Source organism: Streptomyces sp. YIM 130001, assembly GCF_003574445.1.
GTDB lineage: Bacteria > Actinomycetota > Actinomycetes > Streptomycetales > Streptomycetaceae > Streptomyces.
On the sequence record NZ_KZ984573.1, the window covers coordinates 1 to 14,152 of the forward strand.

Consider the following 14,152-nt stretch of genomic DNA (forward strand, 5'->3'; position numbering starts at 1 on the left):
TAAGCGGACGGTCCTTTTCGGAGCGATCCGGGCTCACGAATCTTGGGTGATCGTTTCAAGCCTGAGGGACGGTTCGTCCCGGTCGGGCTGGGTGGGGCTATTACGACCTTGATCGTGGAGTGGAACGACCTCGCGCAGGGCCACACGACAGAGGGGCTCCGGTCGATCCAACCGGGGCCCCTCGCCGCGTGCTGTGCGGTCTCCCGCCGCCCACGTCACTTCTTGACGCGGACCTCCTTGCGGACCTTCGCCGTGGTCTCGGCAACGTCCGCCGGGTCGGCGATCTTCTCGGCGGCCAGGTCGGCGAAGTCGAGCGGGAGGACGAGGCCCACGGTGCTCTTGTCGCCCCAGGCGCAGAAGCTCATCGTCATCGACTTCGGTTCACCCGTGGAAGCCTGGGGGTTTTCCATCTTTGCCTGCTGGCACTTGAGTACGGCTCCATCGAGAGAAGCAGGCTCGTATGCCTTGGGCTCACCGACCAGATTGATGTCCTGCCCCGTAGTGCTCTTCTGCGACTCCGACTTCATGCTGGCGAACAGCGCGTCGACCGTCTTCTCCGGGTTATCGACCTTGCCGTAGACACCGCCGACGCTCAGCAGGCGCTGTGTCATCGGATTGTTCTTGTCGCCAGCCTTGTAGGTGGCGCTGACACTTGTGGGGTCGGTGACGCCCCACTCGTCAGCCTTCCTCATGTCGTTCGTGTCCGCCGGGCCGCCACTGCTGTTCCCCGATTCGTCCTTCTTGTACTCGCCGAGCAGGGTCGTAGGCATCGTCAACTTGTGCGGGCCGTCGTCCTTGATGCCGCCGCCGTCGCCACCGCTGCCGCTGCTGACGTTCTTGCCGTCGTCGTCACCGCCGGACGTCGCGAAGTAGACGCCGCCGCCGATCAGGGCGACGGCGACCACCGCGGCCGCCACGATGAGGCCGGTCTTCTTGCCGCCGCCACCGCCCTGCGGGGGCGGCTGGACCTGGCCGTAGGGGTCTTGGCCGTAGGGCTGCTGGGGCTGTTGGCCGTACGGACCAGGCTGCTGAGGCTGGGCGTAGCCGCCCTGCTGCGGGGCACCCTGCGGCGGCTGCTGCGGGTAACCGTAGCCGGGCTGGGGTGCCTGCGGCTGCTGGCCGTAGGGGCCCGGCTGGCCGTAGGGGCCGGGCTGCTGGGGCTGGCCGCCGTACGGGCCCGGCTGGTTGTAACTCATTGCGTGGGTTCCCCTCCGAACGCTTATGTCGTCCGAACATCCTGGCGGAAGAAGACGCGGCACGGAGCAGCGGGGGTCACACCGTTACCGAAGAATCTGGTTTCGGTACGGGACCGTGACGCCTCTAAACTGTCCTGCGTGACCGAGAACTCAGCGTTTCAGCCAGCGTCCGACCCCGAACTGCCGAAGACTTATGCTCCGGCCGATGTAGAGGGGCCGCTCTACGAGCGCTGGGTAGAACGCGGGTACTTCGAGGCCGACGCGAAGAGCGACAAGCCGCCGTACACCATCGTCATTCCGCCGCCGAACGTCACCGGCAGCCTGCACCTGGGCCACGCCTTCGAGCACACGCTGATCGACGCCCTGACCCGCCGCAAGCGCATGCAGGGCTACGAGACGCTGTGGCAGCCGGGCATGGACCACGCGGGCATCGCCACGCAGAACGTCGTGGAGCGCGAGCTCGCCAAGGAGGGCAAGTCCCGCCACGACCTCGGCCGTGAGGCTTTCGTCGAGCGTGTGTGGCAGTGGAAGGCCGAGTCCGGTGGCCAGATCGCCGGCCAGATGCGGCGCCTGGGTACCGGCGTCGCCTGGAGCCGTGACCGGTTCACGATGGACGAGGGCCTGTCCAGGGCGGTCCAGACCGTCTTCAAGAGGATGTTCGACGACGGTCTGATCTACCAGGCCGAGCGCATCATCAACTGGTGCCCGCGCTGCCTGACCGCGATCTCGGACATCGAGGTCGACTACCAGGACGACGACGGCGAGCTCGTCTCGATCAAGTACGGCGAGGGTGACGAGACGCTCGTCGTCGCGACCACGCGAGCCGAGACGATGCTCGGTGACACCGCCGTCGCCGTCCACCCGGACGACGAGCGGTACGCCCACCTCCTCGGCAAGCGGATCAAGCTGCCGCTCACCGGCCGCACGATCCCGGTCGTCGCGGACAAGCACGTCGACCCGGAGTTCGGCACGGGCGCGGTCAAGGTGACGCCTGCGCACGACCCGAACGACTTCGCGATCGGCCGGCGCCACGACCTGGAATCGATCGAGGTGCTCGACGAGCGCGGCGTCATCACGGTCCACGGCCCCTTCGAGGGACTCGACCGTTTCGAGGCCCGGTCCGCGATCGTCGCCGCCCTGCGCGCGGACGGCCGGATCGTCGCCGAGAAGCGGCCGTACGTCCACTCCGTCGGCCACTGCTCCCGCTGCAAGACCACGCTGGAGCCGCGTCTGTCCCTGCAGTGGTGGGTCAAGGTCGAGACCGTCGCCAAGGCCGCCGGTGACGCGGTCCGCGACGGCCGCGTCGAGATCCACCCCGGCGACATGGCGCAGCGGTACTTCGACTGGGTCGACAACCTCAACGACTGGTGCATCTCGCGTCAGCTCTGGTGGGGCCACCGCATCCCGGTCTGGCACGGGCCGAACGGCGAGAAGGTGTGCGTCGGCCCGGACGAGCAGCCGCCGAGTGGCGAGGGCTGGTCGCAGGACACCGACGTCCTCGACACCTGGTTCTCCTCCGGCCTGTGGCCGTTCTCCACGCTCGGCTGGCCCGAGCGGACCGAGAGCCTCGAGAAGTTCTATCCGAACTCCGTCCTCGTCACCGGCTACGACCTGATGTTCTTCTGGATCGCCCGGATGATGATGTTCGGCCTGTACGCGATGGACGATGCCCCGCCGTTCCGCACCATCGTCCTGCACGGCATGGTGCGCGACGAGCACGGCAAGAAGATGTCCAAGACCTTCGGGAACGTGATCAACCCGCTGGACTGGATGGACAAGTACGGCTCCGACGCCCTGCGCTTCACCCTCGCGCGCGGCGCCAACCCGGGCACCGACGTCCCGGTCGGCGAGGACTGGGTCCAGGCCTCGCGCAACTTCGCCAACAAGATCTGGAACGCCACCCGCTTCGCCCTGATGAACGGCGCCACGGCCGAGGGTGAACTCCCGCCCGCCGAGCGCCTGTCGGCGACGAACCGGTGGATCCTGTCCCGGCTCGGCGAGGTCGTCGAGGAGGTCGACCGGCTCTACGAGGACTACCAGTTCGCGAAGCTCAGCGAGGCGCTGTACCACTTCGCCTGGGACGAGGTCTTCGACTGGTACGTCGAACTGACCAAGACGACGTTCCAGGCGGGCGGTCAGGAGGCCGAGGACACCAAGCGCGTCCTCGGCGAGGTCCTGGACGTCACGCTCAAGCTCCTGCACCCGATCGTCCCGTTCGTCACCGAGACACTGTGGACGACGCTCACCGGCAACGAATCCTTGGTCGTCGCCGAGTGGCCGAAGGACAGCGGCTTCCGCGACGAAGCGGCCGAGCGCGAGATCGAGACGCTGCAGCAGGTCATCACCGAGGTCCGGCGGTTCCGCTCCGACCAGGGCCTGCAGCCCGGCCAGAAGGTCCCGGCCCGACTCGACCTGAGTGGCACCGCGCTCGCCGCGCACGAGGCCGCCATCCGCCAGCTGCTGCGGCTGCAGCCCGAGGGCGAGGGCTTCCACGCCACGGCCACCCTGCCCGTCTCGGGCGCCACGGTCTCCCTCGACCTGTCCGGCACGATCGACGTGGACGCCGAGCGCAAGCGTCTGACGAAGGACCTGGGCGCCGCCGAGAAGGAGAAGGCGCAGGCCACCGCGAAGCTGGGGAACGAGGCCTTCCTGGCCAAGGCCCCCGACCACGTCGTCGACAAGATCAAGGGCCGCCTCGCAAAGGCCGACGAGGACATCGAGCGGATCGCCCGCCAGCTGGAGAGTCTCCCGGGAGCCTGACCGCACACCGGCACGACGATCGGGCGCCCTGCCGTCTCCACCGGGAGACGGCAGGGCGCCCGATCTTGTCCGCTCAGGTCCGGGCGGGTGCGGGTGCGGGGGTGATCGGGCCGGACGGCGCGGGCACCTGGGTCAGCGGACTCCCGGGCGCCACCGGCCGCAGGTCGAGCCCGAGCCGCGCCAACTCCGCCTCGGCGAGCGCGTCCAGGGTGTCCGGATCGCCCTCCCGCCAGCCCTCGGCGAGGCTGCCCGGCGTGCTGTCGGGCAGCGCGGTGGCGGCACGGGCCACCTCGTCGAGCGGGCGCATCAGGGAGCGCAGGGCGAGCAGTTCACGTCCGTCCTCGCAGCCGGCCAGCTCGTACGCGGCCGCCGCCTGACGGATCCAGCGCAGCCGCCTCGGCAGCCAGACGGCGAGCAGGAGCCCGGCCGGCACGAGGAACACGAGCCCGGCACTCGCCGCCGCCGCGACATCGACGAGGAGCCCGTCGCCGCGTCCCACGAGCCGTCCGCCCGCCGCGGCCGCGCCGCGCAGCGCGTCCTGGAGCCGCTCACCGAAGAACGGCACGTTCGACGCCGCCTCCACGGCCCGGCCCGGCCACGAGTCGCCGACGGCCGCACCTCCGCCCGGCCGGGCGAGCAGATGGACGAGACGGTGGGCGCCGACCGCGAGTGCGGCCCACAGGGCCACCCACAGCAGCATGGAGGTGTCGCCGACGAGCTGCCGCGTGCGTCGGCCGGGGTGCTGGGCGTACCACATGCCCGCATTGGACCGCCGGGAGAGGCCTGTTCACCGGCCTGCCTCGCCGACAAGGGCCGTTGATCACTCAAGAATCACTCAATAAGGTCAGATACTCCGGTCCCTCTGCCTGACCGGCGGCGAGGGAGGCGGGCGGGCAGCGGGAGATCGGACGCCGTACGTCCGTAGACTGGCCGACGTGAGTGACCTCCCCCCGCACGACAGCCCGCACGACGGCGGATCCGACGACCACGACGGCCCCGGCGGCGCGTCTCCCGACGAGTTCGACGAGATCGTCGGCGAGGCCACCGACCGCGACCCCGACCTTGCGGTGATCGAGGCAGGCAGCCGCACCCTGCGCACCCAGGGCGGCCGGCCCTCCGGGGACATCCCGGCCCGCCCCGAGGACCCGGAGGTGGACGCGGCCCTGCGCGCCGTGGAGGCCGACCTCGCCACCCGCTGGGGCGAGACCAAGCTCGAGCCCTCGGTGACCCGTATCGCCGCGTTGATGGACGTCCTCGGCGACCCCCAGCGCACGTACCCGTCGATCCACATCACCGGGACCAACGGCAAGACGAGCACGGCCCGCATGATCGAGGCGCTGCTCGGCGCCTTCGAGCTGCGCACCGGCCGGTACACCTCGCCGCACGTCCAGTCGATCACCGAGCGGATCAGCCTGGACGGCGAACCGATCAGCGCCGAGCGCTTCATCGAGGCGTACGAGGACATCAGGCCGTACGTGGAGATGGTGGACGGACAGCAGCCGTACCGTCTGTCGTTCTTCGAGGTCCTCACGGGCATGGCGTACGCGGCCTTCGCCGACGCCCCGGCCGATGTGGCGGTCGTCGAGGTCGGCATGGGCGGCAGCTGGGACGCGACCAATGTGATCGACGGCGACGTCGCCGTGGTCACCCCCATCGACCTCGACCACACCGACCGGCTCGGCGACACCCCCGCCGCGATCGCCGAGGAGAAGGGCGGTGTCATCAAGCAGGACGCCACGGTGATCCTGGCCCAGCAGCCGGTCGACGCGGCCCAGGTCCTGCTCAAGAAGGCCGTCGAGGTCAACGCCACGGTGGCCCGCGAGGGCATGGAGTTCGGCGTCGTCTCCCGACAGGTCGCCGTCGGCGGCCAGTTGATGACGCTGCGCGGACTCGGCGGAGAGTACGAAGGCGTCTTCCTCCCCCTGCACGGCGCCTACCAGGCGCACAACGCGGCGGTGGCGCTCGCCGCCGTCGAGGCGTTCTTCGGCGTCGGGGAGCAGCGCCCCGAGCCGCTCGACATCGACACCGTCCGGCAGGCCTTCGCGGCGGTCGTCTCACCAGGCCGCCTCGAGGTGGTGCGCCGCTCGCCGACCGTGGTCCTGGACGCCGCGCACAACCCGGCCGGCGCACGCGCCACCGCGGCGGCCATCGGCGAGGTCTTCGACTTCAGCCGGCTCATCGGCGTGGTGGGTGCCAGTGACGGCAAGGACGTACGCGGACTGCTCGAGGCGTTCGAGCCGATCCTCACGGAGGTCGTCGTCACGCAGAACTCGAGCGGCCGCGCGATGGACGTGGACGCCTTGGCCGCACTCGCCGTCGAGGTGTTCGGCGACGACCGGGTACAGGTCGAGCCGAGGCTCGACGACGCTCTCGAGGCTGCCGTTACCCTGTCCGAGGAAGAAGGCGAATACGCGGGCGGCGGCGTACTGGTCACCGGTTCCGTCATCACGGTCGGCGAGGCCCGGCTGCTCCTGGGGAGGGGCTGAATTTCATGCGTACGCTCTGTGCGGCCACCCTGATCGGCGAATTCTTCGTGATCGGGTTCGCGGGTCTTGTGGCCATGAAGGATCCGGACCTCTCCATGGCCACGGTGTGGACGGTCTCCGGCGTAGCGATGTTCCTCTGCATCCTGCTCTGCGGAATGATCACCCGGCCCGGCGGGATTCATCTCGGCTGGGCACTGCAGGCCGGACTCGTGGTCAGTGGATTCGTGGTGCCGACGATGTTCTTCCTGGGCGCCTGCTTTGCCGCCCTGTGGTGGGCCTCGGTGTATTTCGGCCGCAAGGTGGACGAGGCCAAGGCCCGCTTCGCGGAGCGGGCGGAGGCGGCGGCGGAACCCGAAGGTAACGCGGCGTAGCCGTCCCGGGTATCGTCACAGGGCGTGTCTCCGGGGGAGACACGCCCTGTTCCCACGAGTCCCACGCACCACGCTTTGGAGTCGCACATGAGCCAGCGCACCCTCGTCCTGCTGAAGCCCGATGCCGTACGCCGCGGTCTGATCGGCGAGATCGTCGGCCGTATCGAGCGCAAGGCCGAATGGACGATTCAAGCGCTGGAACTGCGCACCCTGAGCCAGGAGACCCTGGAGCAGCACTACGGCGAGCACCAGGGCAAGCCGTTCTACGAGCCGCTCATGGAGTTCATGGCCTCCGGTCCGGTCGTCGCACTCGTCGTCGACGGCGAGCGGGTCATCGAGGGTGTCCGCGCGCTCGCCGGTCCGACCGACCCGATCGCCGCCGCGCCCGGTTCGATCCGCGGTGACTTCGGCACCATCGTGCGGGAGAACCTGATCCACGCCTCGGACTCCGAGGAGTCCGCCGCGCGCGAGCTGAAGATTTTCTTCCCCGGGCTTTCCTGATCTCCGGCGAACTGTCGTGCAGGCGCGAGCTCTCCGCTGAGCCGCCTTCTTGAGGCATCGTCAGAAATGCCTGGCCCGTGACCTGGGGTGGCCGTGGACTCCGCGGCACCCCCAGGCCACGCGCATATGCAGGCCGATCGGGGGAACGCATCCTTCCGTCGGCTCGTCCCCATTAGCGGGGCGGCGAATCATCTGCTGACAATGGCGGAGACCCTCGCGCCGTGTCCGTGCAGGCGAGACTACGATGTACACCTCACGCCACTGTGCTCGAACTCGCCGACCTAACCAGCCATCAAACGCTCCACTTGGGAAGGCCAGACGCTCCTGATGGGAACCAACATGTCGTTCATCGGCCGTGACATGGCTGTCGACCTCGGGACCGCGAACACGCTCGTGTACGTCAGAGGGCGAGGCATCGTACTCAACGAGCCGTCGGTCGTGGCAGTGAACACGAACACGGGTGGGATCCTCGCGGTCGGCGCCGAGGCCAAGAAGATGATCGGCCGCACCCCTGGCAACATCGTGGCGGTCCGCCCGCTGAAGGACGGCGTCATCGCCGACTTCGAGATCACCGAGCGGATGCTCCGCTACTTCATCCTCAAGGTCCACAAGCGCCGTTACCTCGCGCGCCCCCGCGTCGTCGTCTGCGTACCGTCCGGCATCACGGGTGTCGAGCGCCGCGCGGTCATCGAGGCCACCACGCAGGCAGGCGCCCGCCAGGTCCACATCATCGAGGAGCCCATGGCGGCCGCCATCGGTTCCGGTCTCCCGGTCCACGAGGCCACCGGCAACATGGTCGTGGACATCGGCGGCGGTACCACCGAGGTCGCCGTGATCTCCCTCGGAGGAATCGTCACGGCACAGTCGATCCGCGTCGCCGGCGACGAGCTGGACAACGCGATCATCCAGCACATCAAGAAGGAGTACTCGCTCCTCCTCGGCGAGCGCACCTCCGAGCAGATCAAGATCACCATCGGTTCCGCTTACGACATGGACGCCGACGAGCACACCGAGATCCGCGGCCGCGACCTGGTCAGCGGACTGCCCAAGACCGTGGTCATCTCCGCCGCCGAGGTGCGCAAGGCCATCGAGGAGCCGGTCAACGCGATCGTCGATGCGGTCAAGACCACCCTCGACAAGTGCCCGCCCGAGCTCTCCGGTGACGTGATGGACCGCGGCATCGTTCTCACGGGTGGCGGCGCCCTGTTGCGCGGCCTCGACGAGCGGCTGCGCCGCGAGACCGGCATGCCGATCCACATCGCCGAGGACCCGCTCGACTCCGTGGCGCTCGGATCAGGCAAGTGCGTGGAGGAGTTCGAGGCGCTGCAGCAGGTGCTCGACGCCTCGCCGCGCAGATGACGGGGGACCGTCCCGGGTCCGCCGTACGGATGCCTTTCCCCGCTTCGGCGGCCCTCGGGCCGCGGACCGGGGCGGAGGCTGCACCTCCGTACGGCGGATCGTTGATATAGAGACAACTCAACTGCAACACAGGCAAGAACACCATTCCGACGAGGAAGGCACGGCCGCCGCACGTGAGGGACACACGAGAGAGCCGGCTGCTCCTGGTGCTGCTGGTCGCCATCGCGTTCGCACTGATCACGGTGGACATCCGGGGCGGCGAGGAGTCTCCGGTCGACGGTGCCCGACAGGCCGCCGCCACCGTCTTCGGCCCCGTGGAGAACGGCGTCTCCGCCGCGGTGGACCCGATCGGCAACGCCATCTCCGCCGTACGTGACTCCGGCGACCGGCACGACCGCATCGCCGAACTCGAGCGGGACAACGCCTCGCTCAAGGCGAAGCTCGGCAGCGACGACCGCAACCGCAGCAAGGTCCGGCAGCTCGACAAGATGCTCAAGACCGCCGGAGCCGGCCAGTACGGCATCAAGGGCGCCCAGGTCATCGCGATAGGAGCAGCCCAGGGCTTCTCCTGGACCGTCACCATCGACGCCGGTGCCAACGACGGCCTCGAGCGCGACATGACGGTACTCAACGGCGACGGCCTGGTCGGCCGCGTCACGACCGTCGGCCCCAACACCTCGACCGTCCTGCTCGCCAACGACCCCGACTTCACCGTCGGCACGCGTATGGAGGGCAGCGACGAGCTGGGCTTCGCCACCGGTCAGGGCGACCGCAACATCTCGGTGCAGCTGCTCAACGGCAAGGCGAAGGTCAAGAAGGGCGAACGGCTCGTCACCTTCGGCTCCCAGGCCGACAAGCCGTTCGTGCCCGGCGTGCCCGTGGGCACGATCGCCCGGGTCGATCCGTCCGGGGGCGACCTGACCCGCACCGTCTCCGTGAAGCCGTACGTCGCCTTCAGCAAGCTCGACATCGTCGGCGTCGTCGTCCAGGCCCCCCGCACCGACCCGCGCGACAAGGTCCTGCCCGAGCCCACGAAGCCGAAGCCCACGCCAACCGTGACCGTCACCGTCACCCCGGGCGCGAAGCCGCCCGGCGACGGGGAAGCGCCCGAGGACGGCGCGGACGCCCAGCCGCAGGACGGGGCCGGCGTCCAGCAGCAGGACGGTGCGGACGCACAACCGCAGGACGAAGCCGGCGCACCGCCGCAGGACGACCAGGAGTGACCTGATGCGCTTGAACCGGATGCTCCTGTCCACCGTCCTGGTGATCGTCTCCCTGGTGATCCAGGTCAGCGTGCTCTCCCGGCTCCATCTGCCCGGCGCCACACCCGACTTGATGCTGCTGACCGTGCTCGGTCTCGCGATGGTCTACGGCCACGTCGGCGGCGCGTTCATCGGCTTCGGCGCCGGACTGCTCGCCGACCTGGCCCCGCCCGCCGACCACGCGGCCGGCCGCTACGCGCTGGTCCTGTGCGTCATCGGCTACGTCGCCGGACTCGTCAAGCCGGAGTCCGGGCAGGTGCGTACCGCCACCGGCCCGATGGCCGTGGTCGTCGGCGCGGCGATCGGCTCGACCCTGCTCTACGCGGGCGTGGGCGCCCTCGTCGGCGACACCGCCGCACGCCATGTCGGCCTCGGCAGCCTGCTGTTCACCGCCACTTTGTACGACCTGCTGCTCGCGCCCTTCGTCGTACCCGCCGTGATGGCCCTGGCCAGACGCGTGGAGAACGATCCGCTCGGCGAGACCAGCGGTGGCGGCTCCAAGGCCGGCGGCGTCTCCAGCAGCTGGCTCACGGCCGGCTCCTCGCTGCGGATCGGCAGCCAGCGCGGCGGCGGCCTGCGCGGCAGCGCCCTGCGCTCCGGCGGCGGGCTCCGCGGTGGCGGACTGCGCGGCAAGACGGTCAAGGCCCGCATGGCCCGCGCCGGACGCATCAAGGGGGTCAAGCGCCTGTGAACGCCCCGACCGACACCCACGCCTGAGGGGGCGGACGTGACCAACTCCCACCCGGCGTCGCCTGCGACGAATGGGCCGCGCCCATGACCAATATCCCTGAGACCGGGCGCACCCCGCGGGTCCAGATCCGGCTCATCATTCTGCAGATCCTCGTCCTGTCCCTGCTGCTCACCCTCGGCGGCCGCCTCTGGTACCTCCAGGTGCGCAACGGCGACGAGTACGCCGACGAGGCGAACGGCAACCACGTGCAGCGCGTCGTCGAACCCGCCGTACGCGGCTCGATCCTCGACGCCCGCGGCGTCCCGCTCGCCGACAACCAGACCCGCCTCGTCGTCTCCGCCTCCCGCACCGAGCTGATGAAGATGAAGGACGACGGCGACGCCGTCCTCACCCGGCTCGCCGACGTCCTCGGCATGAAGCCGAAGGAGGTCGGCGACAAGGTCCGGCTCTGCGACGCCAAGACCCCGCAGCCGTGCTGGAACGGTTCGCCCTACCAGCCCATCCCGATCACGGACGAGGCCACGCCCAAGCAGGCGCTGCAGATCCGCGAGCGGGCCGAGGACTTCCCCGGCATCACCGCCGAGCCCACCGCCGTCCGCCGCTACACCGCGCCCGGCAAGGCCAACACCGCCCAGGTCCTCGGCTACCTCTCGCCCGTCACCGACGAGGAGATCACCGCCGCCCAGGACAGTTCGTCGCCCTACCTGCGCTCCGACCAGGTCGGCCGCTCCGGACTCGAGCGGACCTACGACAAGCAGCTCCGCGGCAAGGCCGGCGTCACCGCGTACGAGGTCGACAAGCTGGGGCGCGTGATGGGCAAGACGCAGAGCGACCAGTCGCGGCCCGGCTCCAACGTGGTCACCAGCGTCGACGCCGAGGTCCAGCGGGTCGCCGAGTTCGAGCTCAACGAGGCGATGAAGAACGCGCGCAAGGAGTTCGACGACAACACCGGCGAGAACTACAAGGCGGACGCCGGGTCCGTCGTCGTCATGGAGTCGAAGACCGGCCGCGTCGTCGCGATGGCCTCCAACCCGGACTACGACCCGAACGCCTGGGTCGGCGGCATCTCCGGCAAGGACTACGACAAGCTCACCGGCAAGGGCTCCAACAACCCGCTCCTGAACCGCGCCATCCAGGCCCAGGCGGCCCCCGGCTCGATCTTCAAGGTCATCCCGACCACCGCCGCGGTCAACGCGGGGTACGAGTTCAACGGCCGCTACCCGTGCCCGAGTTCGTACTCCATCGGCGGGCAGACCTTCAAGAACTTCGAGTCCGAGGGCCACGGCAGCATCACCCTCGGCCAGGCCCTCGAGGTCTCCTGCGACACCGTCTACTACCGCCTCTCGCACGACCAGTGGAAGAAGGACGGCGGCAACACCCCGAAGAAGGGCGCCCAGGACTGGTTCTACAAGACGGCCCACCAGTTCGGCCTCGGCAAGGAGACGGGCATCGACCTGCCCAACGAGGTCAAGGGCCGCGTCCCCGACCGCCAGTGGAAGAAGGACTACTGGGAGGCCAACAAGGACTCCTGGTGCAAGCAGGGCAAGAAGGGCGGCGACTACGTCGAGCAGATCGCCTACGAGAACTGCCTCGAGGGCATGAAGATGCGCGCCGGTGACTCCGTCAACTACTCCATCGGCCAGGGCGACACCCTCGTCACGCCGATCCAGATGGCCACCATCTACGCCGCCATCGCCAACGGCGGCACCATGCACGACCCCAGCATCGGCAAGGCGATCGTCAGCCCCGACGGCAAGTCCGTCGAGGAGATCAAGCCCAAGTCCCACGGCAAGCTGCCGATGAACGCCAAGACCCGCGACTTGATAGACGGTGCGCTCGAAGGCGTCGCCACCCGCGGTACCGCCGCCTGGCGCTTCGGCGGCTGGCCCCAGGACAAGATCCCGATGCACGCGAAGACCGGTACCGCCGAGGTCTACGGCAAGCAGACCACCTCGTGGTTCGCCACGTACACCAAGGACTTCACCGTCATCATGACCATCGCCCAGGGTGGTACGGGCTCCGGCGCCTCCGGCCCCGCCGTGCGCAAGATCTACGACGCCATGTACGGCCTCGACGAGAACGGCAAGCAGGACCCGAAGAAGGCCCTCCTGCCCAAGCCCGAGTCCGCGCTGCCGAAGATCCAGTCCGACGGCTCGATCGATCCGCCGAAGGTCAAGCCGTACGAACCGACCGAGGAGGAAGCGCCCCCCGAGGAGGGCGTGGCGGCCGGTCCTCCGGCCACGGCAGCGGGAAGGCGGGACTGATGGGCGGCTTCTCCGTCTCGGGCTACGGACCCGAACGCGGCACCTGGGCCAAGCTCCTGGCCCGCGACTCCCTGGCCCGGCGCCTCGACTGGCCGATACTGCTCGCCGGGATCGCCCTGTCCACGATCGGTACCGCCCTGATCTACTCGGCCACGCGCAACCGCAGCGAGCTGAACCAGGGCGACCCGTACTACTTCCTGCTGCGCCACATCATGAACACCGGCATCGGGCTCGCCCTGATGATCGGCACCATCTGGCTCGGCCATCGCACCCTGCGGACCGTCGTACCGATCCTCTACGGGGTGTCCGTCTTCCTGATTCTGCTGGTGCTGACACCGCTCGGCACCACGATCAACGGCGCCCACGCATGGATCAAGCTGCCCGGCGGATTCTCGCTGCAGCCCTCCGAGTTCGTGAAGATCACGATCATTCTGGGCATGGCGATGCTGCTCGCCGCACGGGTCGACGCCGGCGACCGTGCCCATCCCGACCACCGCACCGTGATGCAGGCACTCGGCCTCGCCGTCGTCCCGATACTGGTCGTGCTGCTCATGCCCGACCTGGGGTCGGTCATGGTCATGGCCGTCATCGTGCTCGGCGTGCTGCTCGCCTCCGGAGCCTCCAACCGTTGGGTGTTCGGCCTGCTCGGCGCGGGCACCGCCGGCGCGCTCGCGGTCTGGCAGCTCGGGCTGCTCGACGACTACCAGATCGCCCGGTTCGCGGCCTTCGCCAACCCCGCGCTCGACCCCGCCGGCGTCGGCTACAACACGAACCAGGCCCGTATCGCCATCGGCTCCGGCGGTCTCACCGGTACCGGGCTCTTCGAGGGCAGTCAGACCACCGGCCAGTTCGTGCCCGAGCAGCAGACCGACTTCGTCTTCACCGTGGCCGGCGAGGAACTGGGCTTCGTCGGCGCCGCGTTGATCCTCGTCCTGCTCGGTGTGGTGCTGTGGCGCGCGTGCAGCATCGCGCGGCACACCACCGAGCTCTACGGCACGATCGTCGCCGCCGGCATCATCGCCTGGTTCGCCTTCCAGACCTTCGAGAACATCGGCATGACGCTCGGCATCATGCCCGTCGCCGGTCTGCCGTTGCCCTTCGTCAGCTACGGAGGCACCTCGATGTTCGCGGTGTGGATCGCCGTGGGACTGCTGCAGTCGATCAAGGTGCAACGGCCGATGTCGGCCTGACGCGGTTCCCGGCGTCCGCCAGGGGCGGCGATCGGGGCCCGCAGCAGGGCTCCCACCGGCGGCGATTCGCGA

General features: G+C 69.3%; 11 protein-coding genes. 9 read left to right on the top strand and 2 right to left on the bottom strand.

Annotated features, from left to right (window positions below; all coding sequences use genetic code 11):
- Positions 1 to 215 precede the first annotated feature (215 nt).
- On the bottom strand, positions 216 to 1,196 hold the full coding sequence (locus DSC45_RS32555) for a hypothetical protein (protein WP_119295625.1): 981 nt from the start codon (positions 1,194 to 1,196) through the stop codon (positions 216 to 218).
- A 138-nt stretch (positions 1,197 to 1,334) separates the two neighbouring features.
- Between DSC45_RS32555 and DSC45_RS32560 the strand changes: the two genes are divergently transcribed.
- A complete protein-coding gene (locus DSC45_RS32560) occupies positions 1,335 to 3,956 on the top strand; it encodes a valine--tRNA ligase (protein WP_119295626.1) in 2,622 nt (873 codons plus the stop codon).
- Positions 3,957 to 4,029: 73 nt separating this feature from the next.
- Here DSC45_RS32560 and DSC45_RS32565 read toward each other — a convergent pair whose 3' ends face one another.
- A complete protein-coding gene (locus tag DSC45_RS32565; RefSeq protein ID WP_240434978.1) occupies positions 4,030 to 4,713 on the bottom strand; it encodes a hypothetical protein in 684 nt (227 codons plus the stop codon).
- Positions 4,714 to 4,984: 271 nt separating this feature from the next.
- Here DSC45_RS32565 and DSC45_RS32570 point away from each other — a divergent pair, with 271 nt between their 5' ends.
- The 8 genes from DSC45_RS32570 (at position 4,985) to rodA (ending at position 14,080) form a co-directional block, all read left to right on the top strand.
- Complete coding sequence (locus DSC45_RS32570) at positions 4,985 to 6,442, top strand: bifunctional tetrahydrofolate synthase/dihydrofolate synthase (protein WP_240434981.1); 1,458 nt, start codon at positions 4,985 to 4,987, stop codon at positions 6,440 to 6,442.
- Positions 6,443 to 6,447: 5 nt separating this feature from the next.
- A complete protein-coding gene (locus DSC45_RS32575; RefSeq protein WP_119295628.1) occupies positions 6,448 to 6,813 on the top strand; it encodes a DUF4233 domain-containing protein in 366 nt (121 codons plus the stop codon).
- An 87-nt stretch (positions 6,814 to 6,900) separates the two neighbouring features.
- Complete coding sequence (gene ndk, locus DSC45_RS32580) at positions 6,901 to 7,314, top strand: nucleoside-diphosphate kinase (RefSeq protein WP_119295629.1); 414 nt, start codon at positions 6,901 to 6,903, stop codon at positions 7,312 to 7,314.
- 339 nt (positions 7,315 to 7,653) lie between these two features.
- Positions 7,654 to 8,673: a rod shape-determining protein gene (locus DSC45_RS32585; RefSeq protein ID WP_119295685.1), complete on the top strand. Its 1,020-nt coding sequence runs from the start codon at positions 7,654 to 7,656 to the stop codon at positions 8,671 to 8,673.
- A 173-nt stretch (positions 8,674 to 8,846) separates the two neighbouring features.
- Positions 8,847 to 9,896: a rod shape-determining protein MreC gene (gene mreC / locus DSC45_RS32590; RefSeq protein WP_119295630.1), complete on the top strand. Its 1,050-nt coding sequence runs from the start codon at positions 8,847 to 8,849 to the stop codon at positions 9,894 to 9,896.
- A 4-nt stretch (positions 9,897 to 9,900) separates the two neighbouring features.
- Complete coding sequence (gene mreD, locus DSC45_RS32595) at positions 9,901 to 10,626, top strand: rod shape-determining protein MreD (RefSeq protein WP_119295631.1); 726 nt, start codon at positions 9,901 to 9,903, stop codon at positions 10,624 to 10,626.
- Between the two features lie 83 nt (positions 10,627 to 10,709).
- The gene (gene mrdA, locus DSC45_RS32600) at positions 10,710 to 12,890 is read left to right on the top strand and encodes a penicillin-binding protein 2 (protein ID WP_119295632.1); all 2,181 of its coding nucleotides are present in this window, start codon (positions 10,710 to 10,712) and stop codon (positions 12,888 to 12,890) included.
- Positions 12,890 to 14,080, top strand: a complete 1,191-nt coding sequence (gene rodA / locus DSC45_RS32605; RefSeq protein ID WP_119295633.1) for a rod shape-determining protein RodA — start codon at positions 12,890 to 12,892, stop codon at positions 14,078 to 14,080. Before mrdA ends, rodA begins: the two co-directional genes overlap by 1 nt.
- Positions 14,081 to 14,152 lie beyond the last annotated feature (72 nt).

Coding starts and splice junctions, on each gene's coding strand:
- DSC45_RS32555 (WP_119295625.1), bottom strand. CDS start 1,196: ATGAGTTACAACCAGCCGGGCCCGTACGGCGGCCAGCCCCAGCAGCCC.
- DSC45_RS32565 (WP_240434978.1), bottom strand. CDS start 4,713: ATGTGGTACGCCCAGCACCCCGGCCGACGCACGCGGCAGCTCGTCGGC.
- DSC45_RS32575 (WP_119295628.1), top strand. CDS start 6,448: ATGCGTACGCTCTGTGCGGCCACCCTGATCGGCGAATTCTTCGTGATC.
- ndk (WP_119295629.1), top strand. CDS start 6,901: ATGAGCCAGCGCACCCTCGTCCTGCTGAAGCCCGATGCCGTACGCCGC.
- DSC45_RS32585 (WP_119295685.1), top strand. CDS start 7,654: ATGTCGTTCATCGGCCGTGACATGGCTGTCGACCTCGGGACCGCGAAC.
- mreD (WP_119295631.1), top strand. CDS start 9,901: ATGCGCTTGAACCGGATGCTCCTGTCCACCGTCCTGGTGATCGTCTCC.
- mrdA (WP_119295632.1), top strand. CDS start 10,710: ATGACCAATATCCCTGAGACCGGGCGCACCCCGCGGGTCCAGATCCGG.
- rodA (WP_119295633.1), top strand. CDS start 12,890: ATGGGCGGCTTCTCCGTCTCGGGCTACGGACCCGAACGCGGCACCTGG.